Genomic DNA, 24,161 nt, shown 5'->3' with positions numbered 1-24,161 from the left:
GCGTGGAGGGCGAAATCAGTCGATGCTGATTTTGGCGTCCTTCACCACTTGCGCCCACTTCGCGCGGTCCTTGTGGACCGTCTGGCGGAACTGCTCGGGCGTTTCGATGCGCACCGTGTTGCCCTGCGACTCGAAGCGCTGGCGCACGTCGGGCTGCTCCAGCACCTCGCGCAAGGCGGTGTTCAGCTTCTGGACCACGGCTGGGTCGGTGCCCTTGGGCGCGAAGATGCCGAACCAGATCGAGCTATCAAAGCCCTTGGTGCCGGGCAGGCCGCTGGCGCCGATGGGCGGCACCTCCTTCACGGCCGCCACGGGCTTGGCCGTGGTCACCCCCAGCAGGCGCACCTTGCCGGTCTTGTAGTGCGGCAGCACGGTCTGCACCTGGTTCATGATGCAGCAGGTCTCTCCGCGCAGCACCGAGGTGATGGCCTCGGGCCCACCTTTGTAGGGCACGTGCACCATGTTCAGGCCCAGGCGCGCATTCAGCTCGGCAAAGGCCATGTGCGTGCCCGTGCCGTTGCCGGTGGATGCGAAGTTGTACTTGCCCGGGTTGGCGCGCACGGTCTCGACGAACTCCTTGAGGTTCTTGGCGTCGATCACCGCGGGGTTGATGGTGAGCACGTTGGACACGTCGATCAGCGGGGCGACGGGCACGAAGTCGGCCTCCACGTCGAACGGCAGGTTCTTGTAGAGCGCGGCATTGCTGCCGTGCGTGGCGGCCGTGCCGAAGGCCAGGGTGTAGCCGTCGGCCTTGGCCCGGGCCACGTACTCACTGGCGATGTTGCCGGCCGCGCCGGACTTGTAGTCGATCACAACGGGCTGGCCGAGTTTCTGGCCCAGCGGCTCCTGCACCGCGCGCGCCACCACGTCCACGCCCGATCCGGCCGGAAAGCCCATGATCAGCGTGACGGGCTGCTTGGGCCAGTCCGTGGCCTGGGCGAGAGCGGATGTGACGGTCAGCAGCGTGGCCAGGGCGGCGGTGGCGTGGCGCAGGAGGGGCATGGCGAATTTCCTTGTGATGGGTCAGTGCAAGGCGGCGCCCTATCGTGTAGGCGCAGCCGAAACACACCCATTGTGGAGAAATTCACATGCGCACGCGCTATATGCATATGGACGGCCCGTCGCCGTCCCGGGCCATGCTGCGCGCGGACGACCGGCGCTCGGCCGTTCATCTCCGGTAGGGGTTGTCGGGCCGGCGGTCGTGGCGGTTGGGCACGCCGTCGCCATCGCGGTCCCAGCCGCCGCGCACGAAGCGCCATTGGTCACCGCGCTGCACCCAACGCGGCTGGCGGTAATGGTGGCCGTGGCGCACCTGCATCCACTGGCCGGGCACCCACACATGGCGGTGGCCGCGCCATTCCCAGTGGCCCTGCGACCAGACCATGCCGCGGCGCGGCGGGGGCACGCGCTCGTAGCGTGGAGGCGGTGGCGCGTGGTATTGCACCGCATAGGCGGGCGGTGCCGAGTAGTGGGGCGTGCCGGCCTGGATCACGACGGTGGCGTTGGTGGCCGCATGCGCGGCGCCTGCCAATGACAGCAGGGCGACGAGGCTGCCGGCTGCGGCAAGGGTGGTGGTGCGGACCATGGCGTTCTCCTGTGTTGTGGGATGCGGCGCGGGGCGCTGCGGGAGACTCCATGCTGCGGGCCGCATGTCAACGTTTCGGGCGCGTTGTTGCATCCCCGGCAAAGGTTTGTGAGCAGGTGTGACGGCGGCCTTTCGGCGTGCAGCACTCAGGTACTGGTAGGGCTGAAGCCCTTGTCAGAGAAGCGGTACAAGCTCCTTTTTCAATAGTGAGAGAGGCGCGACCAGTGCGCGGCGAGGCGCCGCGGTGCTTGGCGCACCGCCCGCCACGCCACGATTGCTTGCATGTACCGTGGGATTGACCCCTTCGGGGCCGCCCCACAAGATCAAACACCGCACACGGCTTGGAGAACTGGGGGCTTGCATGGACACACCCAACTGGGCCCTGGTGGCCAATGGCTCGATGGCGCGCCTGCTGGAGCTTGACCCTGCGGCAGCCACGCACTGGACGGAAAGGCAATGCCTGACGCATCCGGCCGCCCGCCTGCATGGCAGTGCGGCGGGGCATGAGCCGCCCGGACATTCGATCGCAGGACGCAGCGGTCTGGCGCCGCGCAGCGAGGCCGCCGCGCAGGAGCGGCGCACCTTCGCGCGCGAGGTGGCCCACGCGCTGCGCGAGGCCGTGGGCGCGGCCGAGCGCAGCCGCGTGGCCGTGTTCGCGTCCAACCCCTTCCTGGGCGAGCTGATGGAACAGCTGGATGGTGTCACCCACCAGCGGCTGGTGGCCAGCCATGCACAGGATCTGACGCACCTGAGCTTGCAGGAGTTGGCGCGGCACTTGCAGGCGGAACGCGGCGGCTGACACGGCCCCGGTGTGAGGACCGACCATGCGCGCCATGGTGCTGGACGGACCCGGCCAGCCGCTGCGGCTGGCGGAGTTGCCGTGCCCCCGTTCCGCAGGCAGGCCAGTTGCTGCTGGCGGTGCAAGCCTGCGGCGTGTGCCGCACGGACCTCCACCTGCGTGACGGCGAGTTGCCGGATGCGGTGTGGCCCCTCGTGCCGGGGCATGAGATCGTGGCCCGTGTCGCCGGCCTGGGGCCGGGCGTGCGGGGCTGGCGGCAGGGGCAGCGGGTAGGCGTTCCTTGGCTGGGGTGGACCTGTGGGCACTGCCGGTTCTGCACCAGTGGGCGCGAGAACCTGTGCGTGCAGGCGTGTGGGGGCGACGGATGGTCCAGTGTGGGCACCGCGAAGGGGGAAGTCAATGGCAGGCCGACTGCGTCGGGTTTTGGGTGTTTTAAGGCGCTGGCACCCGTCCATCAAGCGCCATAAGCTATTAATAAAGGAGCATCACGGCCTTGCGGTGCGGCGCATCTGGGCAAAGGCCTCGAACTCCCAGCTGCGCATGGCCAGCAGCAGGGTGTAGCCCTCGCGCTCACGCTCGGGCAGGCGCTGGTCGGCCAGGTGCTGCTGCGCGAAATCCTGCGCCACGCGCTGCAGCCGCTCGGTGAACGCGGGCGCCAGGCTGCGTGCGATGGAGCCGTGCACCAGCAGCACGCCCTCGCCCGGCGCGTCGAAGCCGCCGTTGAAGTAGTCCAGCAGTGCATGGTCGCGGAAGTAGTGCATCACCGGCCCGTGCGGGCGCCAGCGGAAGGTCTTGGCAAGCTTCAGGCGGTAGCGGTTGAGCGGGCGCAACTCGATGATGCCGATGCGGTCGAGCTGCGCCAGGTACTGGATGCCCTCGGCCTCGCTCAGCCGGTAGGTGGTGGTGATCTGCTCCAGGGTCCACTGGCTCAGCACGCAGATCGCCATCAGCAGCAGCTTCTTGTCGGCCACCACGGCCTTTTCCTGCTCCTGCGTCAGCTCGCTCAGCAGCGGCTGGCTGTCAGCCACGCGCCGCGCCAGGTCGGCAAAGTCCAGCCGCAGCACGCGGCAGATGGCGTCGATGCGCGACAGCGGCATGTCGCCCTTGGCCAGCATGCGCTTGACGCTGGACTCGGCCATGCCCAGCGCCTGTGCCAGGCTGGCATAGGTCATCTGGGCGGACTTGAGTTCCTTCTTCAGGGCGATGACGAGGTCGGCGGTGGTGCTCATGGGGTGCTGGAGGTGAAAAGTATCGAATGGCGATACCCTAAGTGTGATCCAAGCCACCAAGGCCCACAAGCGGCTGGCCTGTGCGGGCTTTGTGCACACAATGCGCGGCACCTTCACACCCCAGCACACCGCATATGAGCGCGCAGCACCCCGTGACCTTGTCGCCCACCGCCCAGCCTGCCGAGGCGGCGGCGCACCCCAACCAGTTCGCGCTGCTGCGCCAGCGCCGCTTCGCGCCGTTCTTCTGGACGCAGTTCGCCGGCGCGGCCAACGACAACCTGTTCAAGTTCGCCTTCACGGTGATGGTGACCTACCAGCTCAGCGTGTCGTGGATGCCGCCGGCGCTGGCGGGACTGGTGATCGGCGCGCTGTTCATCCTGCCGTTCCTGCTGTTTTCCGCCACGGCGGGGCAGCTCACGGACAAGTACGAGAAGACGCGCATCATCCGCTTCGTGAAGAACCTGGAGATCGCCATCATGCTGGTGGCGGGCGGGGGCTTCGTGGCCGGCAGCGCGGCCATCCTGCTGGGCTGCGTGTTCCTGATGGGGCTGCATTCCACGCTGTTCGGCCCCGTGAAGTTCGCCTACCTGCCGCAGGCCTTGAACGAGCGCGAGCTGACGGGCGGCAACGGCATGGTGGAGATGGGCACCTTCGTCGCCATCCTGCTGGGCAACGTCGCGGGCGGTCTGCTGGTGGCGCTGCCGGGCATCGGCCACACCACGGTGGCGGTGGCCTGTCTGGCGCTGGCTTTGCTGGGCCGCCTGGTGGCGCAGTTCATTCCGCCGGCCCCGGCCACCGACCCGGGCCTGACGGTGAACTGGAACCCGGTCAGCGAGACGTGGCGCAACCTGAAGCTGGCGCACGGCAACACCGTGGTGTTCCGCTCGCTGCTGGGCATCTCGTGGATGTGGTTCTTCGGCGCGGTGTTCCTGTCGCAGTTCCCCAGCTTCGCCAAGGACGTGCTGCATGGCAACGAACAGGTGGCGTCGCTGCTGCTGGTGGTGTTCTCGGTGGGCATCGGCATCGGCTCGCTGCTGTGCGAGGTGCTCTCGCGCCGGCATGTGGAGATCGGCCTGGTGCCGCTGGGCGCCATCGGCATGAGCGTGTTCGCCATCGACCTGTACTTCGCCTCGCGGGCCCTGCCGCCGTCGGAGGTGCTCACCCTGGCGGCCTTCGCGGCGCAGCCCGCGCACTGGCGCGTGATGGCCGACCTGCTGCTGCTGTCGCTGTTCGCGGGCCTGTACAGCGTGCCCATGTACGCATTGATCCAGATGCGCAGCCAGCCCACGCACCGCGCGCGCATCATCGCCGCCAACAACATCCTCAACGCGCTGTTCATGATCGCCAGTGCCGTGCTCGCGGGGGCGTTGCTGTCGGCGGGCTTCACGGTGCCGCAGATCTTCCTGTTCACCGGCATCGCCAATGCGGTGGTGGCGTTCTACATCTTCCTGCTGGTGCCCGAGTACCTGCTGCGCTTCGTGGCCTGGGTGCTGTCGCGCTGCATCTACCGTTTCAAGGTGCGCGGCGACGAGCACATTCCCACCGAGGGCGCCGCCATCCTGGCCTGCAACCATGTGAGCTTCGTCGATGCCGTGCTGCTGATGGCGGCCAGCCCGCGCCCCATCTACTTCATCATGGACCACCGCATCTTCCGCATCCCGGTGCTGGGTGCGCTGTTCCGCCTGGCCAAGGCCATTCCCGTCGCGCCGCAAAAGGACGATGCCGCCACCTACGAAGCCGCGTTCGAGCGCGCGGCCCAGGTGCTGAAGGACGGCGACCTGCTCGCCATCTTCCCCGAGGGCGGCATCACGCGCGACGGGCAACTGCAGGCGTTCAAGGGCGGCATCATGAAGATCATCGAACGCGCGCAGGCCGACGGCGTGCAGGCGCCGGTGGTGCCCATGGCGCTGACCAACCTGTGGGGCTCGTTCTTCAGCCGCATCGAGCAGGGCGGCGCCATGGTGCGGCCGTTCCGCCGAGGCATGTTCAACCGCGTGGGGCTGAACGTGGGCGCACCGCTGCCGGCTGCCGAGGTGCAGCCCGCCCTGCTGCGTGAGCGGGTGGCGGGGCTGCTTCAGATCAGCGCCTGAGCCAGCAGGCGCCCCAGGGCCTGCGCATCCGCTGCGGCTTCAGCCGTTGCGAAAAAGAAAGCTGTACGCGTTCAGGGCCGGCACGCCGCCCAGATGCGCGTACAGCACCTTCGATCCGGCCGGGAATTCGCCATTGCGCACCCGCTCGATCATGCCGTGCATGGACTTGCCCTCGTACACCGGGTCCGTGAGCATGCCCTCCTGGCGAGCGCACAGGCGGATGGCCTCCAGCGTGCCTTCATTGGGCAGGCCGTATTCCGGGCCGCCGTAGCGCGTGTCCAGCACCACATCCTCGGCGGTGATGTCCTGGCCCAGCTCCACCAGATCGGCGGTGCTCTGCGCGATGCGCAGGATCTGCGCGTGGGTCTTCTCGGGCGTGGCCGATGCGTCGATACCGATCACCCGGCGCGCGCGCCCGTCGGCGGCAAAGCCCACCACCATGCCCGCCTGCGTGCTGCCCGTGACCGAGCACACGACGATGTAGTCGAACCGAAAGCCCAGCTCCTTTTCCTGCTGGCGCACCTCTTCGGCAAAGCCGACGAAGCCCAGGCCGCCATAAGGGTGCTCGGAGCAGCCAGCAGGAATGGGAAAGGGCTTGCCGCCGGCCCGCTTCACGTCCGCCATGGCCTGCTCCCAGCTCGGGCGGATGCCGATGTCGAAGCCCGCCGCGTCCAGGCGCACGTCGGCGCCCAGGATGCGGCTCATCTCGATGTTGCCGACGCGGTCGTACACCGCATCGGAGTAGTTGACCCAGTTCTCCTGCACCAGCACGCACTTGAGCCCCAAATGCGCGGCCACGGCGGCCACCTGGCGCGTCTGGTTGGACTGGATGCCGCCGATGGACACCAGCGTGTCGTAGCCGCCGGCAATTGCCTCGGGGATCAGGTACTCCAGCTTGCGCGTCTTGTTGCCGCCGAAGGCCAGGCCCGAGTTGCAGTCCTCGCGCTTGGCGTACAGCTCTACCTTGCCGCCCAGGTGCTGCGACAGGCGCTTGAGCGGCTGGATGGGCGTGGGGCCGAAGGTCAGGGGATGGCGGGGGAATTTCTGCAGGTTCATGGCGGTGTTCCGGTCGATGGGGAAGGTGCCTTGCATCGTAGGAAAACCGCGCATTAACAGGGTTGTGAAATAAGATGATTTCAAGAATCAAAAAAAGTACTCACCGCTAAATAGCAGTATTTCATTTCTCCAATCAAGCCATGGCCGCAATAAAAAAACGCAACATGAATGCCGCGGTAGAGGGCGCTGAGGTGGACCGCACCGACCGCGCCATCCTGCGTCTGCTGCAGCGCGACGCGTCGCTGTCCAACGTGGCCCTGGCGGCCAAGGTGCACCTGAGCCCGCCGGCCTGCCTGCGCCGCGTGGAGCGGCTCAAGCGGCTGGGCTTCATCGATGGCGTGGTGGCGCGGCTGAACCCGCAGGCGGTGGGTGCGGGCATGCTGGTGATGATCGGCGTGGTGCTGGACCGCTCCACGCCCGAGTCGTTCTCGGCCTTCGAGAAGGCGGCGGCCAAGATCTCGGGCTGCATGGAATGCCACGTGGTCACGGGCGAGTTCGACTACTTCATGCTGATCCGCACGCGCGACAGCGAGAGCTTCAACCGCCTGCATGCCGAGCAGCTGCTGTACCTGCCGGGCGTGCGGCAGGTGCGCTCGTTCATGGTGCTGCGCAACGTGCTGTCCACCACCGAGCTGCCGCTGGCGATCTGAATGCGGTATCGCATGGCGATACTTTTCGCCGCTGGATAGGTTACTGCGTCGGAATATCGGCTGCTTTGGCGCCGTGCGGCCGCAGCATCCGCCCCGTGTTCAACCAACGCCTGCGGGCACCGACCACCATGCATTCCTCTACCCCCACCCTCCAGCGCGACACGCGGGCCTGGCAGTTCCAGGTGTGGGCCTCGTTCGGCATCGCCGTGTTCCTGTGCGCCACCGGCCTGGCCTGGCTGCCGGGCGAGCGGCTGGAGGTGGCCTTCATGTTCATGGGCTACGTGTTCTGCCTGTCGGCGGCCTTCATGCTGGCCAAGTTCGTGCGCGACAACCAGGGCGCGCGCCGCGGCGCCGGCCAGGGCGGTGGCGACACCCCGCTGTGGAAGCTCGTCGTCTGGGGCGGCTTTGCGGTGGCCATGGGGCTCACCGGCTGGGGGCTGTGGGGCATGGCGATCAGCGCCACCTACAAGGCCTTTTTGGGCGTGAGCTGGCTGTACCTCATCACCTGCGCGTTCACGCTGGCCAAGATGCTGCGCGACCGCCACGAGGCGGATCTGGCCGACGCCCGCCTGCGCAGCCGCCTGCAGGCCCGCACCGAGGCTGCTGAATGATGCCCGCCGCGCAGGAGACCCACATGCCAACCTTTTTTCGCAAAACCTTCGCCCCCGCGCTGCTGGCGCTGGGCCTGCTGTGCGGCGCGGCGCTGCCGGCGCGGGCGCACAGCGAGGCCTCTGCCGCGCTGTCGCTGATGCCGGTGGCCTCCGTGGTCGTGGCCGCGGGCGGGGCGTCCGCGGCGGCGGGCGCCGTGGTGGCCCTGCCGGCGGCGCTGTCGGTGGGCGGCGCGGTGCTCACGGTGAAGGCCGTGCAGGCCTCGGCCACGGGCACGGTGTACCTGCTGGAGCGTGCATCGGACGGCGCCCAGGCCAGCGTGGAGGTCTCGGGCCGCGCCGCCGGTGCCGCCAGTGGTGCCGTGGGCACGGTGCTCACCTGCAGCGTGATCGGCACGGGCGTGATCCTGTCGGCCGCGGGCGAGGTGCTGGCCTTCGTGCCCAACGCGCTGGGCCGCGCGCTGCTGCACAACGAAAGGCTCTGACCATGCGCACCCTGCACTGGATCGCGGCCGCCGCCCTGGCACTGGCGGCCATGGCGGCACATGCGGGCCGCTCCTGCGAGCCGCGCCAGCCCACGGCGCAGACCATCGCCCAGGGCATGCAGCTGGCGCAGCAGACGGCCCAGGCGCTGGACGCCAGCGGCGCCCGCGTGGTGGTGCTGGCGCGCGCGGGGCAGGACTTGTCCCGCTACGGCCTGCGCCACTCGCACCTGGGCTGGGCCTACAAGACGCCCGAGGGCCCGTGGCGCGTGGTGCACAAGCTCAACGACTGCGGCACCGCCGTGGCCGCCGTGTACCGCCAGGGGCTGGGCGAGTTCTTCCTGGACGACCTGTGGCGCCACGAGGCCGTGTGGGCCGTACCCACGCCCGCCGTGCAGCAGGCGCTGCTGCCCGTGCTGGCCGACGGCGCGCGCGCCACGCGGCTGCACCAGCGTGCCTACAGCATGGTGAGCTATGCGTGGGGCACGACCTACCAGCAGTCCAACCAGTGGGCGCTGGAGACCCTGGCCCTGGCCATGGAGCCCGAGCGCGCCCAGACCCGCGCGCAGGCCCAGGCCTGGCTGCGGCTGCAGGGCTACCGGCCCACGGTGCTGCGCATCGGGCCGCTCACGCGGCTGGGCGGGCGCATGACGGCGGCCAACGTCGCCTTCGACGACCATCCGCCCGCGCAGCGCTACGCCGACCGCATCGAGACCGTGACGGTGGACTCCGCCCTCGCATGGCTGCAGCATGCGCGGCTGGCGGGCGCCCCGCAGGTGCAGGTGCTGGGTCCGGAGAAGTTTTAAGCAAAAATGGGCTCTTGCGCTTATCCATCAAGCGCGAGCAGCTACTATTCCAATAGCAAACATCGTGAGGGATCACACATGAGCAAGGCATTGCGACTGTCGGAGAAATGGTTTCGCCGCGGGCTGTGGCTGGTGGCGCTGGTGTTCGCCAGCTTTCTGATCGGGCTGGGCGGCACCATCGTGGGCGACCTGCCCAAGGTGGAGGCGCCCTTGCAGCTGGACGACTTCCTGGACCGCGACGCCGCCCAGGCGCTGCGCGGCCAGGTCAAGGAAGCGCGCCAGGCCGAGCAGGAGGCCCAGACCGCGCTGGAGCAGGCCCGGCTGCAGCACGCCAAGACGCGCAGCGAGACGCAGGCCGAGCGGGAGACCTTCAGCAACTGGCTGGCCGCACGCCGCGCCACCCAGCGCGCCGAGCACGACCCCGAGGTGATCGCGCGCACCCAGGCGCTGGACGCCCTCAAGGCCCAGGAGCGCCGGGCCCAGCAGGCCGTGCAGGCGCAAGACCAGGCCCTGCTGGACGCGCGCCAGGCCGCGCAGGCCGCGCAGCAGCGCCTGGGGCGCCTGGAGCAGGGCGGTTACGAGAAGATGGCCGCCGAGCGGCGCAAGGTGGAGCTGCGCGTGTTCCTCTACCGCCTGGCGCTCACGCTGCCGCTGCTGGTGGCGGCAGGCTGGCTGTTCGCCAAAAAGCGCAAGAGCACCTGGTGGCCGTTCGTGTGGGGCTTCATCTTCTTCGCGGTGTTCGCGTTCTTCGTGGAGCTGGTGCCCTACCTGCCCAGCTATGGCGGCTACGTGCGCTACGTGGTGGGCATCGTGGTCACGGCGCTGGTGGGGCGCTACGCCATCCTTGCGCTCAACCGCTACCTGGAACGCCAGAAACAGGCCGAGGCCCTGCCCGAGCAGGAGCGCCGCAAGGAGCTGGGCTACGACGTGGCCCTGGCACGCCTGGCCAAGGGCGTGTGCCCGGGCTGCGAGCGGCTGGTGGACCTGAAGGACGGGGTGACCGACTTCTGCCCGCACTGCGGCATCGGCCTGTTCGACCGCTGCGGCGCCTGCGGCACGCGCAAGAGCGCCTTCGCCCGTTTCTGCCATGCCTGCGGGGCCGGTGCGGCGCCGTCCGGGATGGCCTCGCCCGGTGTGGCCCCTGCCGGTGCGGTCCCCTCGTGCATGCCGCCCGCCGGCGCGGCCCCCACCGGTACGCCACCCCACGGTGTGATGCCCGGCGCGGCAGGGAATCGCTAGGCGCAGGCCTGGTGCAGGTCCAGCGCGTTGGCAGCCGCCGCGCCGCTGGCCGTGTTGTCGAAGATGCACCAGACGCTGCGCGCCGCCAGGGTGGCGACCCGCAGCCGTGCCGCAAGCGCGTCGACCAGCGCCGCGTCATAGGCCGAGTAGTACACGCGCGGTGCGCCATGCAGACGGCAGTAGACCAGGCCGGGCCAGCCGCCGGGCACCTCGCCGCCCGCGTGCAGCACCGGGTCGGCCAGCACGCGGCCGGCCTGCCAGGCGCGCAGCAGCGCGTCGCCCTCCGGCGTGAACCAGCTGGCGTGGCGCGGCTCCACGACAACGCTGCCGTGGGGATGCCGTTCGCGCAGGCCGCGCAGGAGCGCGTCGGCGACGGGCCGGTCGAGCCGCAGGCTGGGCGGCAATTGCACCAGCAGGCAGCCCAGGCGCTCCCCCAGCCCCTGCGCCTGCGCCAGGAAAGCCTCCAGCAGCGCGTCCGTGCCCTTCAGGCGCGCCGTGTGCGTGATGCTGCGTGGCAGCTTGACGCTGAAGCGGAACGCTGGCGGCGTGGACGCGGCCCAGCGCTCGTAGGTGCTGCGCTGGTGGGGGCGGTAGAACGATGAATTGATCTCCACGGCGGGCAGCCGGGCGGCGTAGCGCTCCAGGTGCGAGCCTTCGGCCGGGAACCGGTGCCGGCTGCCCTGCGGCACGTTCCACCCCGCGGTGCCGATGTGCAGCGGTGCGGCCGTCGACGGTCGGGTGTCCATCGCGCCAGCATAGGAGGGACGGCGCGGCGCCGCGCGCGGCCTGCGCCGGCCCTCGCCGTCAGCCGCCGCCTACGCGGCGCTATACGCCGCGTGCGCGCTCGGCCTTGAAGCGCGCGCGGAATGCGCCGAACTGGCCGGCGTCCAGCGCTTCGCGCACCTCGCGCATCAGGTTCAGGTAGTAATGCAGGTTGTGGATGGTGGTGAGCATGGGGCCCAGCATCTCGCCGCAGCGGTCCAGGTGGTGGAGGTAGGCGCGCGAGAAGCCGCTGCGGCCCCCGTCGTTCCAGCTCACGCCCTCGGTGCCCGCGCAGGCGTGGCAGGTACAGCTTGGGTCCAGCGGCTGGTGGTCGGTCTTGTGGCGGGCGTTGCGGATTTTCAGGTCGCCATAGCGCGTGAACAGCGTGCCGTTGCGCGCATTGCGCGTGGGCATCACGCAGTCGAACATGTCCACGCCCTGGGCCACGCCCTCCACCAGATCCTCGGGCGTGCCCACACCCATCAGGTAGCGCGGCTTGTGCGCGGGCAGGCGGTGGGGGGTGTGCGCCATGATGTCCAGCATCTCGTCCTTGGGCTCGCCCACGCTCACGCCGCCCACGGCGTAGCCGGGGAAGTCCATCTCCACCAGGGCTTCGAGCGATTCCTGGCGCAGGTTCTTGTACATGCCGCCCTGCACGATGCCGAACAGCGCGTTGGGGTTGCCCAGGCGCTCGAATTCATTCTTGGAACGCACCGCCCAGCGGCGGCTCATCTCCATGCTCTTGCGCGCCTCGGCCTCGGTGGTCTTGTGGCCGTTGGTCTCGTAGGGCGTGCACTCGTCCAGCTGCATCACGATGTCGCTGTTGAGCGTGGTCTGGATCTGCATGCTCACCTCGGGCGACATGAACAGCTTGTCGCCGTTCACGGGCGAGGCGAAATGCACGCCTTCTTCGGTGATCTTGCGCATGCTGCCCAGGCTCCAGACCTGGAACCCGCCCGAGTCCGTGAGGATGGGCTTGTCCCACTGCTCGAAGCCGTGCAGGCCGCCAAAGCTCTGCATCACGTCCAGGCCGGGCCGCATCCACAGGTGGAAGGTGTTGCCCAGGATGATCTGCGCGCCCATCTCGCGCAGGCTGCGCGGCATCACGCCCTTGACGGTGCCGTAGGTGCCCACGGGCATGAAGATGGGGGTCTGCACCACGCCGTGGTTGAGCGTGAGCGTGCCGCGGCGCGCGTGGCTGGAGGTGTCGGTGGCCAGGATTTCAAACTTGAGCATGGGCGCGATTGTCCCAGACTGCACCGGCGGGGATTGGTGCCCGCAGCGCCCCGCGCGGCCTACACTGACCCTATCGACACAGCATTGCAAGGAGGTGCCCCATGTTCCGAATCCTGATCGCCGTTGATGGCTCCGAACTCGCGCTCGACGCCGTGCGCCATGGCGTGGCCCTGGTGCGCCGCGGCGGCCTGCAGGCCACGCTGGTGCTGGGCCACGTGCAGGAAGAGGCCTCGCTGATCGAGCTGGCCACGCAGGGCGCGGACGCCGTGGCCGCCGCGAGCGTGGAGGCCGGCCAGCACCTGATGGCGTCGGCCGTGGCGATGGTGGAGGCCGCGGGCGTGCCGTATGAGACCGAGATCGGTCTGGGCCCCGTGGCGGCCACGCTGGTGGACATGGTGGAGCGCTGCGGCTGCGACGCGCTCATCATCGGCGCGCGCGGCCTGGGCGGGCTGCGCGGCACGCTGCTGGGCTCGGTGTCGCAGGCGCTGGTGCAGCAAAGTCCCGTGCCCGTCACCGTGGTCAAGCATGCGGAGCCGGAGGAGCTGCCCGAGGATGATGACCAGGACGACGACGTAGGTGCGCAGGACTGACACCAGAAACAACGGGTCCCGCGGGACCCGTTGTGCTATTGAATCAAGAGCTGCTGGCGCAGATGGGCAGGGCGTTCAGGCCGCTTTTTTCCATTGCTGCGCCGCGCGCTGCAGCTTGCCGTGCGGCAGGCTGGCCAGGCGCGTGAACATGCGCCGGCAGTAGCCGCTGATCCACAGGCATTTGTTGAGCTCGTCCACGGGCAGCGGGCCGGAGACGACCACGATGTCGTTGGCCACGTCCGCCGCGCCAGCGGCGCGCAGGCGCCGGCGCGTGTGCGTGGCCCAGGACTGGATGCGTGCCGGGCTGCCGTGCTGGTGCACCTCGCCGGTGTGCAGGTCGAAGGCAATGGCCACGGTGTCGGTCTTGAGCTTGAAGCGACGCTCGCCCGTGACTGCGCTGGGCGTTTCGCGCATGTCGTACAGGTAGTAGCTGCCGGCCTTCAGCTGGTATTGCAGGTCCATGGTCGTCGTCCTCCGGGCTGCATTGTGCGGACGGCGCTGGCCGGTGATGGGGCGAATACCGCGCGAAAGCAGGCGCTTATTGCCCAGGGCGCGGGCCCGCCCCCGGCGGCGCCGGGGTGCGCCCGATTGTGTCGGCGCACCGCGGCGCCTTCAACCCGCCGGCCCGGTCAAAGGGTAACCGGTTGTGATCGGGCCGGCAGGCGCGCGCGGCGCGCCGGCCCGTCCATTCGCGCTGTGGGGTTCAGAAATCCACCAGGCTCAGGCCCACGCTGAACACGGTGCGCTTGCGGTTGTAGTCGATCAGGCTGTCGCCGTAGCCCGTGAACAGCTGGGTGTGCAGGCGCAGGTTGGTGCGGTTGCCCACCAGGCTGGTTCCGAGGGTTTGCAGCCATTCCAGCCGTGCCGAGCCGCGCCCGGTCGCCCCCAGCGAATGCCGTGCGGTCAGCGCCAGGGTGTTGTCCTTGTCCACGTTCCAGGTCAGGCCCAGCTCGGCCCGGCCCACGTAGTTGCTGATGCCGGGGTTGTCGTCGCTGTCCGCGCTCTCGTGCAGGCGCTTCCACAGGCGGCCGGTGACGGTCCAGCGGTTGTCCAGCTCCATGCCGGTCATCAGGTACACGCGGTTCCAGCTGCGCGACAGCGGCAGGCTCTGGCCGTTGGACTGGTGCACCAGGCCGATGCCGCTGTAGCGCCAGCGCCAGCCGAAGGGCAGCTTGGCGTCGGTGGGGTACACGTACATGATCTCGGGCTCGTGGTCCGTGTTGCGGAACGGCCGCGAGATGCCCGGCGAGAACAGCTGCCAGTACGACTGCTGCGTGTAGCCCGCCCACAGCGAGTCGCGCAGCGTGGGGTGGCCGCGCGTGAGCAGGCCCTGCGCGAGCTTGGTACGCACCGACAGCTGCACGCGCATCTCGGTCTTGCGGTAGTCCACCTCGCTGGTGGCGTTGTTGTCCGGGCTGCCAGAGGTGGGCAGGCGGTTGACGCTGGTGGCGCCCACGACGGACACGCTCATGGGCCGGTAGCCGCGAAAGCGGAACGCCCCGCAGTCGCTGCCCGTCTCCAGCTCCCAGAAGCGCGACAGGGTGCTGTACTGGCCGTCGCGGCAGCCGTCCACCTGCGCCACGTCGATGATGCGCGTGGCCGGCAGCGTGGCGTCCACCGGCGGGGGCGGCGCCTGCGTGGCGGCGGCGGGCTGGGCGCTGGCCGAAGCGGGCGGCGCCTGCCAGCTCTGCTCGGCGGACCACTGGTCAAAGCAGGCCAGGCGTGCCTGGCTGTCACCGGTGAGGGCGGCGCACTGGCGCCAGCCGGCCACCCGGTTGACGGCGGGGGCTGCGGCGGTTTCGGCCCAGCTGACCAGCGGCAGGGCCGTGCCCAGCAGCGCGGTGGCCAGGCCCAGGCGGGACAGGGGGTGTGAAGGCTGTGTCATGGTCGGATGATGCGCGTGGTCGGTGACGGCTGCCATGCAGGTCAGGGCCGGGAAGGGGCCTGCTTGCGCAGGGTGAAGGTGTAGGGCCGGTCGGCCTCGTCGGTCCATTCGCCGCGGATCTCGCGCGCGCAGCTGCCTTCGACGACGTCGCCGCTCCAGTTGCCGCTGACCCGCGTGCCGTCGCGCGACTCTTCCAGGGTGAGCCGGCCCTGGTGCACGTCGCCCACCACCACCGAGGTGAAGCCCGGCCACTGGATGCGTCCCTTCACCGTGCCGTCCCATTCGGGGTGGGGGCCCAGTTCCAGCAGCACGGGCTCGGCCATGCCGTCCAGCCGCGCCTGCCAGCGGCCCACGAGTTCGGGCTGCTCCATCTGCGCGGCCGTGGGGCAGGCCGGGCGCGGAGGTTGAGAGGGTTTTTGGGCGCAAGCGCTTACCAGTAAAGCGCTGGCAGCTATCAAAAATATAGTTTTCAACATGGGTTCAGGGTGTGGCGGGGCTGGGGGTGGCCTGGGCCTTGCGCGCGAATTCCTCGCGCAACTGGCGCAACTTGTCGCGTGGGTTCTCGCGCGCCGTGGCGGCGTCCAGCTTCATCTCGGCAATGAATCGGCTGGGCTGGCAGGCCACCATCTCGCGCCCCTTCTTGCGCTTCTTGGTCCAGCTCACGGCCAGCGTGCGCTGGGCGCGGGTGATGCCCACGTACATCAGGCGGCGCTCCTCCTGCAGGCGCTGCAGGGTGTCGTCACTCACCTTCTGCTGGCGGCCGTCGTCATCGTCCAGCTTGAAGGGCAGCATGCCCTCGGTCACGCCGGCCAGGATCACGTGCGGCCACTCCAGCCCCTTGCTGGCATGCAGCGTGGACAGCACCACCATGTCCTGCTCCTGTTCGCGCTCGGAGATGGTGGACAGCAGGGCGATGGTCTGCGCCACCTCCAGCAGGCTCTTGGTCGCGGCCTGCACCGTCGCGCCCGCGGTGTCGTCGATCTGGCCGCCCGCGCGCTGCGCCATCCAGTCGCAGAACTCCAGCACGTTGCTCCAGCGCGCTGCGGCCACCTTTTCGCTGTCCTCGCTGTCGTACAGATGCTGCTCGTAGCCCATGTCCTTGAGCCAGTCGGCCAGGAAGGCACGCGCGGCTTCGTGGCCGTGCGTGTGGCGTGCGCGGTGCTCCAGGTCGTTGACGGTGCGGCCGAACTCCAGCAGGCCTTCCAGGCCCCGCTTGGGGATCACGGCGGGCAGCATGGCGTTGAACAGCGCGCCGAACATGCTTTGCTTGTGCTGCGTGGCGAACTCGCCCAGTGCCGCCAGCGTGGTGTGGCCCACGCCGCGCCGCGGGCTGGTGACGGCGCGCAGGAAGGCAGGGTCGTCGTCGTTGTTGATCCACAGGCGGAACCACGCGCACAGGTCCTTGATCTCGGCGCGGTCGAAGAAGCTGGTGCCGCCCGAGACCTTGTAGGGGATGTTGGCCTTGCGCAGGGCCTTCTCGAACGGCTTGGCCTGGTGGTTGGCGCGGTAGAGGATGGCGAAGTTCTTCCACGCCGGCGGTGGATTGCTGGCTGCCCGCAGGCCCTGGATGCGCGCCACGGCGCGCTCGGCCTCGTGCTCCTCGTTGTCGCAATCGACCACGCGCACGGGCTCGCCCTCGCCCAGCTCGCTGAACAGCGTCTTGGGAAACAGCTTGGGATTGGGCTGGATGACGTGGTTGGCCGCGCGCAGGATGGCGCTGGTCGAGCGGTAGTTCTGCTCCAGCTTGATGACGTTGAGCTGCGGGAAGTCCTGCGGCAGCTTCTTCAGGTTGTCCAGCGTGGCGCCGCGCCAGCCATAGATGCTCTGGTCGTCGTCGCCCACGGCGGTGAAGCGCGCGCGCTCGCCCACCAGGTATTTCAGCAATTCGTACTGCGTGGCGTTGGTGTCCTGGTATTCGTCCACCAGCACGTGGCCCAAGAGGCGCTGCCACTTCTCGCGCACCTCGGGGTGGTGGCGCAAGAGGCGCATGGGCATGCCGATCAGGTCGTCGAAATCCACGCTCTGGTAGGCCGTCAGGCGCTCCTCGTAGCGCTGCATGATCAGGGCGATGCTGCGCTCATGGTCGTCCTGGGCCATGGCCAGCGCCTTGCGCGCGTCCCAGCCCTGGTTCTTCCAGTTGCTGATGGTCCATTGCCACTGGCGCGCGGTGGCCAGGTCGGTGGTGCCGCCCGCGCAGTCCTTGAGGATGCCCGTCACGTCGTCCTGGTCCAGGATGCTGAACGAGGGCTTGAGGCCCAGCACATGGCCGTCCTCGCGCACCATGCGCACGCCCAGGGCGTGGAAGGTGCACACCAGCACGTCCTTGGCCTGGCGGCCGATCAGGCCGGCGGCGCGCTCGCGCATCTCGGCCGCGGCCTTGTTGGTGAAGGTGATGGCAGCGATGCGCCGGGGCGCCAGGCCCGTCTCGATCAGCCGCGCGATCTTGTGCGTGATCACCCGCGTCTTGCCCGAGCCCGCGCCTGCCAGCACCAGGCACGGGCCCTCGGTGTAGTGCACTGCCTGCAACTGAGCAAGATTGAGACCGGACATGGATGCAGCGGGAGGAACGGGGCGCGCCTGCGCCGCGGGTTGCGGCGGGCGGCGGGTGAGAGGGAGAACAGCGGGTGTGCATGATAGCGGCGTGCGCGCACCAGGGTGATTGCCCGGGGTGGCACGCCCGGTGACAAGGTGTTTCAGCGCGCGGCGGCGCTGCGACAATCGCGCCCGTGCTGTCCGTCCTGCTGATCACCTTCCCCTTCTTCGCCCTCGTGCTGTGCGGCTACCTGGCCACGCGGGCCGGGGCGCTGCCGGTGTCCGCCATCGGGGGGCTGAACAGCTTCGTGCTGTATTTCGCGCTGCCATGCATGCTGTACCGCTTCGGCGCCAGCACGCCCATCGCACAGCTGCTGGACCCGGCCGTCGCCGGGCTGTACCTGCTGTGTGCGCTGCTCATGGTGGGCGGCACGGTGGCCCTCACGCTGCGGCGCCGGGGGTGGAACGATGCGGCCTTCGGCGCGCTGGTGGCTGCCTTTCCCAACACCGGCTTCATGGGCGTTCCGCTGCTGGTGGCGTTGCTGGGCGAGGCCAGTGCCGGCACCGTGATCGTGGTGCTGGCGGTGGACCTGGTGATCACCAGTTCGGCGTGCATCGCGCTGTCGCGCCTGGATGGCGCGGGTGCGCACGGCGTGGCCGTGGCGCTGCGCAACGCGCTGCGCGGCATGGCCACCAACCCCATGCCCTGGTCCATCGTGCTGGGCGGCGTGGCGTCGGTCCTGCAGTGGCAGCCGCCGGGCCCCGTGGACCAGACGCTGGCCATGCTGGCGGGCGCGGCATCGCCGGTGGCGCTGTTCACCATTGGCGCGGTGCTGGCGCGCTCGCAGATGAACCAGCAGGAATACGTGCCGCCGGGCCAGTACGTGCCGATCGCGCTGGCCAAGCTCGTCGTGCACCCGCTGCTGGTGTGGTGCGTGGGGCGTGCGGCGATGGCGCTGGGGGTGGACCTGTCGCCGTTCACGCTCACGGTGATGGTGCTGCTGGCCGCGCTGCCCAGCGCGAGCAACGTGGCGCTGCTGGTGGAGCGCTTCGGGTCCCACGGCGGGCGCGTGGCGCGCATCATCCTGGTGAGTACGGCGCTGGCGTTCCTCAGCTTTTCGGCCGCCGTTGCGCTTTTGGTTCAAAAATGAGAGCGCTTGGCGCAGGGTGGGACTGCGCTAGGTGTCGATTTGGCTAAAAAATATCCACCTGAAGCGCAGCCGTTGTACCGCGTGCGCCAGACCGACGGCCATTGGGTAAGGACCTGGACCGGCCGCGCCGCGAGGGTGCCGTCCCCCTGCCCGTATTGCGACGCGAGGGGAGAGCAGGGGAAGGCGCGGGCGCCTGAGGGGCAGACTTCAATACTCCCAGAACATGCGCTGCAGTTCCTGCGTGCTGGCGCCCTTGGCCAGGGCGAGCATGGTCAGGATGCGCGCCTTTTCGGGGCGCAGATCGTGGGCCACCACCCAGTCGTGCTTGTCGTCGGGCTGCTCGGCGTTGCGCAGCACGAAGCCGTAGGGCACGCGCGCCGAACGCACGATGACCACGCCCTGGGCGCGCGCGTCCTGCAGCGGCTTGACCATGCGGTCGGCCACTGAGCCGTTGCCCGTGCCGGCATGGATGATGGCCTTGGCGCCGCCGGCCACCAGCGCGTTCACGGCCGTGGGCTGCACGTTGCCGTAGGCATAGACGATGTCCACCTGGGGCAGCGAGGTGATGCTGTCGATGTCGAATTCCGATTGCGTGGTGTGGCGCTTCACCGGCGCGCGGAACCAGTAATTCTTCCCCTCCACCACCATGCCCAGCGGGCCCCACTGGCTCTTGAAGGCGCTGGTCTGGATGTTGATGTCCTTGTTCACGTCGCGCGCGGTGTTGATCTCGTCGTTCATGGTGACCAGCACGCCCTTGCCGCGCGCATCCTTGGAGGCCGCCACGCTCACGGCGTTGACCAGGTTCAGCGCGCCGTCGGCCGACAGGGCAGTACCCGGGCGCATGGAGCCGACCAGCGCGATCGGCTTGTCGGTGCGCACTGTCAGGCTCAGGAAGTAGGCGGTCTCGGCCAGCGTGTCAGTGCCATGGGTGATGACGATGCCGTCCACGTCGCCCTGCTTGGCCAGTTGCGACACGCGCTGGGCCAGCTTCAGCAGGTGTTCGTTGGTGAAGCTCTCGGAAGCGATCTGGAACACCTGTTCGCCCGACACCTGGGCGACGTTGGACAGCTCGGGCAGGCCGGCCAACAGCTTGTCCACGGGCACCTTGGCGGCCGTGTAGGTGGCGCTGTTCATGGCCGAGGCGCCGGCGCCGGCGATCGTGCCGCCCGTGGCCAGCACTACCACGCGGGGCTTGGCGGCGGCCGGCTGGGCCTGCGTGGCCGCCGTGGCGCGCGTGTCCTGCGCGTGGGCGAGGGTGGGGGCGCCGGCAAAACCGGCAACGGTGATGGCAGCGGCCACCAGCGACATGCGAAACGCTTGGAAGGTCATTGTGGGTTCCAAAAAAGAAAAGCGGTCTCGTGGACCGGGGGCGGAACTTTGCCCCGATGGCGCAGCGCATGCCATGCGAGAAAACCCGCGGGCACCGCCCGCAGCGGCGGGGGCCTCAGATCGCCTGCGGGTCCACGTCCACCAGCCAGCGCACCAGGCCGCGGTGGCGCGGGCGCTCGGCATGCAGCAGCGGCTGCCACGCGGCCAGAAAGCGCTGCAGCGCACCGCGCTGGGGACTTTCCAGCAGCATCTGCGCGCGCTCCACATTGGCCACGCGCTGGATGGCGAGCGGCACCGGCGGGAACAGAAAGACCTGGTCCAGCCCCGGCAGCCCGGCGGCGCGCGCGGCGTCGCTGGCGGCCTGCAGGAAGGCCTGGGCCGCCTCCTGCGTGCGGGCGTCCGCGCGCACCAGCGCCTGATAGGCGAAGGGCGGCATGCCGGCTTCCTGGCGTTCGGCCAGCTGGCGCGCGGCAAAGGCCGGGTAGTCGTGGCGGCGCAGCGCGGCATAGACGGCGTGGTCGGGGTGCCAGGTCTGGATCCACATCTCGGGCGGGCTGCCCTGCGCGGCCACATAGCGCGCATCGCGCCCCGCGCGGCCCGCAGCCTGCATCAGCAGGGCGAACATGCGCTCGGGCGCGCGGAAGTCGCTGCTGAAGAGCGCTCCGTCGGGCTGCACGGCCGCCACCAGGGTGATGCGCCGAAAGTCATGCCCCTTGGCCACCATCTGCGTGCCGACCAGCACGTCCACCTCGCCGCTGTGCACCTGGGCCAGTTGCTCCTCCAGCGCCCCCTTGGCGCGGGTGGTGTCGGCGTCGATGCGTGCCACGCGCGCGGCGCGGCGGTCCGGGGTGATCACGTTGCGCAGCAGGGCGGCCAGTTGCTCTTCCAGCTGCTCGGTGCCCCGGCCCAGGGGCAGGATGTCCGGGTTGCCGCAGCTGGGGCAGGCCCGCGGCACGCGTTGCGTAAAGCCACAGTGGTGGCAGCGCAGCGTGCGGTCGCTCTTGTGGAACACCTGGTGGGCGCTGCAGTGCGGGCAGTCGCTCTTCCAGCTGCAGTCATGGCAGTGCAGCACGGGTGCAAAGCCCCGGCGGTTGAGCAGCACCAGGCATTGCTCCCCGCGTTGCACCCGTTCGGTGATGGCGGCCAGCAGCGGGGGCGAGAACACGCCACCCGCCCCCGAACTGCGCGGCTGTTGCCCCATGTCCACCAGGCGCACGCGCGGCAGCTCGCCTGCGCCGGCGCCTTCTGCGGAGCCGATACGGCTGGGCATGTGCAGGCGCAGGTAACGGCCCGGGCCGCCCTCGCTGACCGGGGTGCTGGCATGCCAGCTCTCCAGCGACGGGGTGGCGCTGCCCAGGATCACCTTGGCGCCCTGCTCGCGTCCGCGCCACAGCGCCAGGTCGCGCGCGGAGTAGCGCGCGCCCTCCTGCTGCTTGTAGCTGGCGTCATGCTCTTCGTCCACCACGACCAGTGCCAGCCCCGGCAGGCTGGCGAACACCGCCATGCGCGTGCCGAGCACGATGCGCGCAGCGCCCGTATGCGCGGCGAGCCAGCTCTTCAGGCGCTGTGCCGGCGTCATCCCGCTGTGCATGCTGACCACGGCCGCCTCGCCGTACAGGGGCGCGAAGCGCTCGCGAAAGCGCGCCTCCAGCTGCGGGGTGAGGTTGATCTCGGGCACCATCACCAGTGCCTGTGCGGCGGGATGGCCGGCCAGGGCGCGCTGCACGCAGTGCAGGTACACCTCGGTCTTGCCGCTGCCCGTGCTGCCGAACAGCAGGAAGGGCCCGCTCTCTGCATCGATTTGGGCTGTAGCGCTTGCCTGTTCTGCGGTAAGTGCTATTGTTTTTGTAACTGCTTCGGATGGGTGCGCCGGCGGTGCGGGGCGGCGCAGGCGCCGCGCCAACTGCTCGGGCGTGAGGTCGCGCAGCTGTGGGGGCAGGGCGGCCAGCGCCACCTCGCCCACCGCGCGTTGGTAGTAGCGCGCGGCGAAGGTCACCAGACGGCGCCAGGCGGCGTCCAGCGGCGCCACGCCTTCGAGCACGCCCGCCACCGTGCGCGGCACCATGCCCGGCGGTAGCGCCGCTGGCTCGGCGGGCGCGTCCCAGACCACGCCCAGCACCTCGCGCGCGCCCAGCGGCACGCGCACCAGTGTCCCGGCAGGCAGCGGGCGCGGGCTGGCGTAGCTCAGCGGTTCGCCCACGCCACTGTGCGCCGGCGTGCTCACGGCCACGCAGAGCAGGCAGGCTGCGCTGTCATGCGGCATGGTCGGGGGCGGGGAACGGTCAGGCATGGGCGGTGGGTGAAAACGCGGACGGCACCGGGGCGCGGCCCCGCATGATTCCACAAGCGTGCCCACTGCTATGAGAGGTGCTGTGGATAACTTTGTTGAAAAGCAGCGTGCAACAGGCTGCGGGGCGCGCCCCGGCTGGACTGCGCGCTAGCGGATTTGTAGACGGCGCGATGCAAAAAAAGCTTATGAATCAACGTTCTTTGCTGCGCCGCAAACAGTGCCGCAGCGGTTGTCGGGCGACGCTCTGCGCAGGGGGCCGCAGTTGCCAGCATGTGAACAACTGGCGCTGTCAATAGGGAAGAGCATCCCCGGATGTGGTAGGCGTTGCAGCCACTGTGGGACTTTTCCTTCACTTCGTGCGGCAAGTGCTTGATTTTGCGAGGGAAACACAGGAAGTTCAGATTTTCTGTGGATAACTTTGTTGATATCCCGGCTGGGCCGCCCGAAAGCCCTTGTCTGGCCGTGGTTTGCTTAGGGTGCCCACAAAATCGGCAGGCGCAGGACTTTCATATGAATCAACCACTTACGAGGTTCGGAGTGATTTGTTGCCGGTTGTTGCGCTGCTCACTGCGGGCCGCGCGGCAAGCCGGATGCGGCTGCCGCAGTGTGAATAAGTCATGCCGGCGCCGCAGCCCTGGTAAGTAGGCATTCACCGCTGCCGCAGGCTGCGTGAATAGCCATGCACGGCTTCCACCAGCGCGGCCACGTGTTCGGGCGGGGTGAACTGGCTGATGCCGTGGCCCAGGTTGAAGATGTGCGTGGGGCCGGTGCTGGTCTTGTCGGTGTGCGGCGTGCCGAAGCTGTCGAGCACGGCGCGCACCTGGGCTGCCACGGCTTCGGGCGGGGCGAACAGCACGTTCGGGTCGATGTTGCCCTGCAGCGCCTTGCCGGGGCCGCCCACCTGCCCGCCGACGATGGCGCGCGCCTTGCCCAGGTGGGCCGTCCAGTCCAGGCCGAGCACCTCGCAGTCGATGTCCTTCATGTCGTCGAGCCAGATGCCGCCGCCCTTGGTGAAGACGATGCGCGGCACGTCCTGGCCGTCCACGCCCGTGCGCTTGAGCTGCGCCAGCACGCGCCGGGTGTATTCCAGGCTGAAGTCCTGGAAGCACCCGTCGGCCAGCACGCCGCCCCAGCTGTCGAAGACCATTACCGCCTGGGCGCCGGCGTCGATCTGGGCGTTCAGGTAGGCGGCCACGGCGTCCGCGTTCACCGCCAGGATGCGGTGCATCAAGTCCGGGCGGCTGTACATCAGCGTCTTGACGAGGCGGTAGTCGTCGCTGCCCTTGCCCTCGACCATGTAGCAGGCCAGGGTCCAGGGGCTGCCCGAGAAGCCGATCAGCGGCACGCGGCCGTTCAGCGCGCGGCGGATGCTGGTGACGGCGTCGAACACATAGCGCAGCTTGTCCAGGTCGGGCACGGCCAGCGCGGCCACGTCGGCCTCGTCGCGCACCGCCTTGGCAAAGCGCGGGCCTTCGCCCTCGGCGAACGACAGGCCCAGGCCCATGGCGTCGGGCACGGTGAGGATGTCGCTGAACAGGATGGCGGCGTCCAGCGGGAAGCGCTCCAGCGGCTGCAGCGTCACCTCGGTGGCGTACTCCACGTTCGTGGCCAGGCCCATGAAGCTGCCGGCCTTGGCGCGCGTGGCCTTGTATTCGGGCAGGTAGCGGCCCGCCTGGCGCATCAGCCACAGGGGCGTGTAGTCGGTGGCCTGACGACGGCAGGCCCGCAGGAAGGTGTCGTTCTGGAGGGGGGCGAAGCTCATGCGCTCGATTGTCGCAGGCCGGCTCCCGCAGGCCTTGGGCAAGCCCCGCGGGCTTGCCTCAGATCAAGGAAAGGGCGCTG

22 protein-coding genes and 1 pseudogene are annotated in these 24,161 nt (G+C 69.3%); 10 read left to right on the top strand and 13 right to left on the bottom strand.

All coding sequences use genetic code 11. The annotated features are described in order from the left end of the window. Window positions 1-15 precede the first annotated feature (15 nt). Both BV908_RS10510 and BV908_RS10505 read right to left on the bottom strand, forming a co-directional pair. Window positions 16-1,002: a tripartite tricarboxylate transporter substrate binding protein gene (locus BV908_RS10510; protein ID WP_011806970.1), complete on the bottom strand. Its 987-nt coding sequence runs from the start codon at window positions 1,000-1,002 to the stop codon at window positions 16-18. Between the two features lie 166 nt (window positions 1,003-1,168). After that, the gene (locus tag BV908_RS10505) at window positions 1,169-1,585 is read right to left on the bottom strand and encodes a YXWGXW repeat-containing protein (RefSeq protein WP_103738087.1); all 417 of its coding nucleotides are present in this window, start codon (window positions 1,583-1,585) and stop codon (window positions 1,169-1,171) included. Between the two features lie 361 nt (window positions 1,586-1,946). Here BV908_RS10505 and BV908_RS10500 point away from each other — a divergent pair, with 361 nt between their 5' ends. After that, window positions 1,947-2,384: a host attachment protein gene (locus BV908_RS10500; RefSeq protein WP_103738086.1), complete on the top strand. Its 438-nt coding sequence runs from the start codon at window positions 1,947-1,949 to the stop codon at window positions 2,382-2,384. 25 nt (window positions 2,385-2,409) lie between these two features. Continuing rightward, window positions 2,410-2,725, top strand: a pseudogene (locus BV908_RS10495) (alcohol dehydrogenase catalytic domain-containing protein); the annotation flags it as partial. 144 nt (window positions 2,726-2,869) lie between these two features. On the opposite strand, the gene BV908_RS10490 reads toward BV908_RS10495, so the two are convergent. Further along, window positions 2,870-3,613: a helix-turn-helix transcriptional regulator gene (locus BV908_RS10490; protein WP_047349278.1), complete on the bottom strand. Its 744-nt coding sequence runs from the start codon at window positions 3,611-3,613 to the stop codon at window positions 2,870-2,872. Between the two features lie 134 nt (window positions 3,614-3,747). On the opposite strand from BV908_RS10490, the gene BV908_RS10485 reads away from it, so the two are divergent. Next, on the top strand, window positions 3,748-5,703 hold the full coding sequence (locus tag BV908_RS10485; protein WP_103738085.1) for an MFS transporter: 1,956 nt from the start codon (window positions 3,748-3,750) through the stop codon (window positions 5,701-5,703). 39 nt (window positions 5,704-5,742) lie between these two features. On the opposite strand, the gene BV908_RS10480 is transcribed toward BV908_RS10485, so the two are convergent. Beyond that, window positions 5,743-6,759: a 1-aminocyclopropane-1-carboxylate deaminase gene (locus BV908_RS10480; protein WP_041836436.1), complete on the bottom strand. Its 1,017-nt coding sequence runs from the start codon at window positions 6,757-6,759 to the stop codon at window positions 5,743-5,745. 140 nt (window positions 6,760-6,899) lie between these two features. Between BV908_RS10480 and BV908_RS10475 the strand changes: the two genes are divergently transcribed. From BV908_RS10475 to BV908_RS10455, 5 genes are all read left to right on the top strand, one after another. Next, window positions 6,900-7,409: an Lrp/AsnC family transcriptional regulator gene (locus tag BV908_RS10475; protein WP_103738084.1), complete on the top strand. Its 510-nt coding sequence runs from the start codon at window positions 6,900-6,902 to the stop codon at window positions 7,407-7,409. Window positions 7,410-7,537: 128 nt separating this feature from the next. Beyond that, the gene (locus BV908_RS10470; protein ID WP_015914406.1) at window positions 7,538-8,020 is read left to right on the top strand and encodes a YiaA/YiaB family inner membrane protein; all 483 of its coding nucleotides are present in this window, start codon (window positions 7,538-7,540) and stop codon (window positions 8,018-8,020) included. A 23-nt stretch (window positions 8,021-8,043) separates the two neighbouring features. Continuing rightward, window positions 8,044-8,502 carry a hypothetical protein gene (locus tag BV908_RS10465; protein ID WP_103738102.1) on the top strand — a complete coding sequence of 153 codons (459 nt, stop codon included), beginning with the start codon at window positions 8,044-8,046 and terminating at the stop codon, window positions 8,500-8,502. A gap of 2 nt (window positions 8,503-8,504) precedes the next feature. Then, window positions 8,505-9,305, top strand: coding sequence for a DUF2145 domain-containing protein (locus BV908_RS10460; protein WP_103738083.1), 801 nt, complete (start codon window positions 8,505-8,507; stop codon window positions 9,303-9,305). A 78-nt stretch (window positions 9,306-9,383) separates the two neighbouring features. Next, a complete protein-coding gene (locus BV908_RS10455; RefSeq protein ID WP_103738082.1) occupies window positions 9,384-10,544 on the top strand; it encodes a zinc ribbon domain-containing protein in 1,161 nt (386 codons plus the stop codon). On the opposite strand, the gene BV908_RS10450 is transcribed toward BV908_RS10455, so the two are convergent. Together BV908_RS10450 and tgt are read right to left on the bottom strand one after the other, a co-directional pair. Continuing rightward, window positions 10,541-11,290 carry a DUF72 domain-containing protein gene (locus tag BV908_RS10450; protein WP_103738081.1) on the bottom strand — a complete coding sequence of 250 codons (750 nt, stop codon included), beginning with the start codon at window positions 11,288-11,290 and terminating at the stop codon, window positions 10,541-10,543. The genes BV908_RS10455 and BV908_RS10450 overlap by 4 nt on opposite strands. A 79-nt stretch (window positions 11,291-11,369) precedes the next feature. Continuing rightward, window positions 11,370-12,542, bottom strand: a complete 1,173-nt coding sequence (gene tgt, locus BV908_RS10445) for a tRNA guanosine(34) transglycosylase Tgt (RefSeq protein ID WP_103738080.1) — start codon at window positions 12,540-12,542, stop codon at window positions 11,370-11,372. Between the two features lie 101 nt (window positions 12,543-12,643). On the opposite strand from tgt, the gene BV908_RS10440 reads away from it, so the two are divergent. After that, the gene (locus BV908_RS10440; RefSeq protein ID WP_011806956.1) at window positions 12,644-13,132 is read left to right on the top strand and encodes a universal stress protein; all 489 of its coding nucleotides are present in this window, start codon (window positions 12,644-12,646) and stop codon (window positions 13,130-13,132) included. A 75-nt stretch (window positions 13,133-13,207) separates the two neighbouring features. Here BV908_RS10440 and BV908_RS10435 read toward each other — a convergent pair whose 3' ends face one another. From BV908_RS10435 to BV908_RS10420, 4 genes are all read right to left on the bottom strand, one after another. Next, window positions 13,208-13,594: a hypothetical protein gene (locus BV908_RS10435; protein WP_011806955.1), complete on the bottom strand. Its 387-nt coding sequence runs from the start codon at window positions 13,592-13,594 to the stop codon at window positions 13,208-13,210. A gap of 241 nt (window positions 13,595-13,835) precedes the next feature. Further along, window positions 13,836-15,017, bottom strand: a complete 1,182-nt coding sequence (locus tag BV908_RS10430) for a phospholipase A (RefSeq protein ID WP_103738101.1) — start codon at window positions 15,015-15,017, stop codon at window positions 13,836-13,838. Window positions 15,018-15,058: 41 nt separating this feature from the next. Then, on the bottom strand, window positions 15,059-15,388 hold the full coding sequence (locus BV908_RS10425) for a hypothetical protein (protein ID WP_246867487.1): 330 nt from the start codon (window positions 15,386-15,388) through the stop codon (window positions 15,059-15,061). A 109-nt stretch (window positions 15,389-15,497) separates the two neighbouring features. Continuing rightward, on the bottom strand, window positions 15,498-17,567 hold the full coding sequence (locus tag BV908_RS10420) for a UvrD-helicase domain-containing protein (RefSeq protein ID WP_103738078.1): 2,070 nt from the start codon (window positions 17,565-17,567) through the stop codon (window positions 15,498-15,500). Between the two features lie 176 nt (window positions 17,568-17,743). On the opposite strand from BV908_RS10420, the gene BV908_RS10415 reads away from it, so the two are divergent. Continuing rightward, window positions 17,744-18,700, top strand: coding sequence for an AEC family transporter (locus BV908_RS10415; protein WP_047349285.1), 957 nt, complete (start codon window positions 17,744-17,746; stop codon window positions 18,698-18,700). Between the two features lie 207 nt (window positions 18,701-18,907). On the opposite strand, the gene BV908_RS10410 is transcribed toward BV908_RS10415, so the two are convergent. From BV908_RS10410 to hemE, 3 genes are all read right to left on the bottom strand, one after another. Continuing rightward, on the bottom strand, window positions 18,908-20,029 hold the full coding sequence (locus BV908_RS10410) for an asparaginase (RefSeq protein WP_103738077.1): 1,122 nt from the start codon (window positions 20,027-20,029) through the stop codon (window positions 18,908-18,910). 115 nt (window positions 20,030-20,144) lie between these two features. Further along, complete coding sequence (gene priA, locus BV908_RS10405; protein ID WP_210434014.1) at window positions 20,145-22,319, bottom strand: primosomal protein N'; 2,175 nt, start codon at window positions 22,317-22,319, stop codon at window positions 20,145-20,147. Window positions 22,320-22,968: 649 nt separating this feature from the next. Continuing rightward, entirely contained in the window at window positions 22,969-24,081 is a 1,113-nt protein-coding gene (gene hemE / locus BV908_RS10400) for a uroporphyrinogen decarboxylase (protein WP_103738075.1), read from the bottom strand. Between the last annotated feature and the right edge of the window lie 80 nt (window positions 24,082-24,161).

This window comes from Diaphorobacter sp. LR2014-1 (genome assembly GCF_002916785.1).
GTDB lineage: Bacteria > Pseudomonadota > Gammaproteobacteria > Burkholderiales > Burkholderiaceae_C > Diaphorobacter > Diaphorobacter nitroreducens.
This window is presented reverse-complemented; position numbering and strand designations above follow the sequence as displayed.

What these genes read in the sequence shown, in the direction of transcription:
- BV908_RS10510 (WP_011806970.1), bottom strand. Translation starts at nt 1,002, where the DNA reads ATGCCCCTCCTGCGCCACGCCACCGCCGCCCTGGCCACGCTGCTGACC.
- BV908_RS10505 (WP_103738087.1), bottom strand. Translation starts at nt 1,585, where the DNA reads ATGGTCCGCACCACCACCCTTGCCGCAGCCGGCAGCCTCGTCGCCCTG.
- BV908_RS10500 (WP_103738086.1), top strand. Translation starts at nt 1,947, where the DNA reads ATGGACACACCCAACTGGGCCCTGGTGGCCAATGGCTCGATGGCGCGC.
- BV908_RS10490 (WP_047349278.1), bottom strand. Translation starts at nt 3,613, where the DNA reads ATGAGCACCACCGCCGACCTCGTCATCGCCCTGAAGAAGGAACTCAAG.
- BV908_RS10485 (WP_103738085.1), top strand. Translation starts at nt 3,748, where the DNA reads ATGAGCGCGCAGCACCCCGTGACCTTGTCGCCCACCGCCCAGCCTGCC.
- BV908_RS10480 (WP_041836436.1), bottom strand. Translation starts at nt 6,759, where the DNA reads ATGAACCTGCAGAAATTCCCCCGCCATCCCCTGACCTTCGGCCCCACG.
- BV908_RS10475 (WP_103738084.1), top strand. Translation starts at nt 6,900, where the DNA reads ATGGCCGCAATAAAAAAACGCAACATGAATGCCGCGGTAGAGGGCGCT.
- BV908_RS10470 (WP_015914406.1), top strand. Translation starts at nt 7,538, where the DNA reads ATGCATTCCTCTACCCCCACCCTCCAGCGCGACACGCGGGCCTGGCAG.
- BV908_RS10465 (WP_103738102.1), top strand. Translation starts at nt 8,044, where the DNA reads ATGCCAACCTTTTTTCGCAAAACCTTCGCCCCCGCGCTGCTGGCGCTG.
- BV908_RS10460 (WP_103738083.1), top strand. Translation starts at nt 8,505, where the DNA reads ATGCGCACCCTGCACTGGATCGCGGCCGCCGCCCTGGCACTGGCGGCC.
- BV908_RS10455 (WP_103738082.1), top strand. Translation starts at nt 9,384, where the DNA reads ATGAGCAAGGCATTGCGACTGTCGGAGAAATGGTTTCGCCGCGGGCTG.
- BV908_RS10450 (WP_103738081.1), bottom strand. Translation starts at nt 11,290, where the DNA reads ATGGACACCCGACCGTCGACGGCCGCACCGCTGCACATCGGCACCGCG.
- tgt (WP_103738080.1), bottom strand. Translation starts at nt 12,542, where the DNA reads ATGCTCAAGTTTGAAATCCTGGCCACCGACACCTCCAGCCACGCGCGC.
- BV908_RS10440 (WP_011806956.1), top strand. Translation starts at nt 12,644, where the DNA reads ATGTTCCGAATCCTGATCGCCGTTGATGGCTCCGAACTCGCGCTCGAC.
- BV908_RS10435 (WP_011806955.1), bottom strand. Translation starts at nt 13,594, where the DNA reads ATGGACCTGCAATACCAGCTGAAGGCCGGCAGCTACTACCTGTACGAC.
- BV908_RS10430 (WP_103738101.1), bottom strand. Translation starts at nt 15,017, where the DNA reads ATGACACAGCCTTCACACCCCCTGTCCCGCCTGGGCCTGGCCACCGCG.
- BV908_RS10425 (WP_246867487.1), bottom strand. Translation starts at nt 15,388, where the DNA reads ATGGAGCAGCCCGAACTCGTGGGCCGCTGGCAGGCGCGGCTGGACGGC.
- BV908_RS10420 (WP_103738078.1), bottom strand. Translation starts at nt 17,567, where the DNA reads ATGTCCGGTCTCAATCTTGCTCAGTTGCAGGCAGTGCACTACACCGAG.
- BV908_RS10410 (WP_103738077.1), bottom strand. Translation starts at nt 20,029, where the DNA reads ATGACCTTCCAAGCGTTTCGCATGTCGCTGGTGGCCGCTGCCATCACC.
- priA (WP_210434014.1), bottom strand. Translation starts at nt 22,319, where the DNA reads ATGCCTGACCGTTCCCCGCCCCCGACCATGCCGCATGACAGCGCAGCC.
- hemE (WP_103738075.1), bottom strand. Translation starts at nt 24,081, where the DNA reads ATGAGCTTCGCCCCCCTCCAGAACGACACCTTCCTGCGGGCCTGCCGT.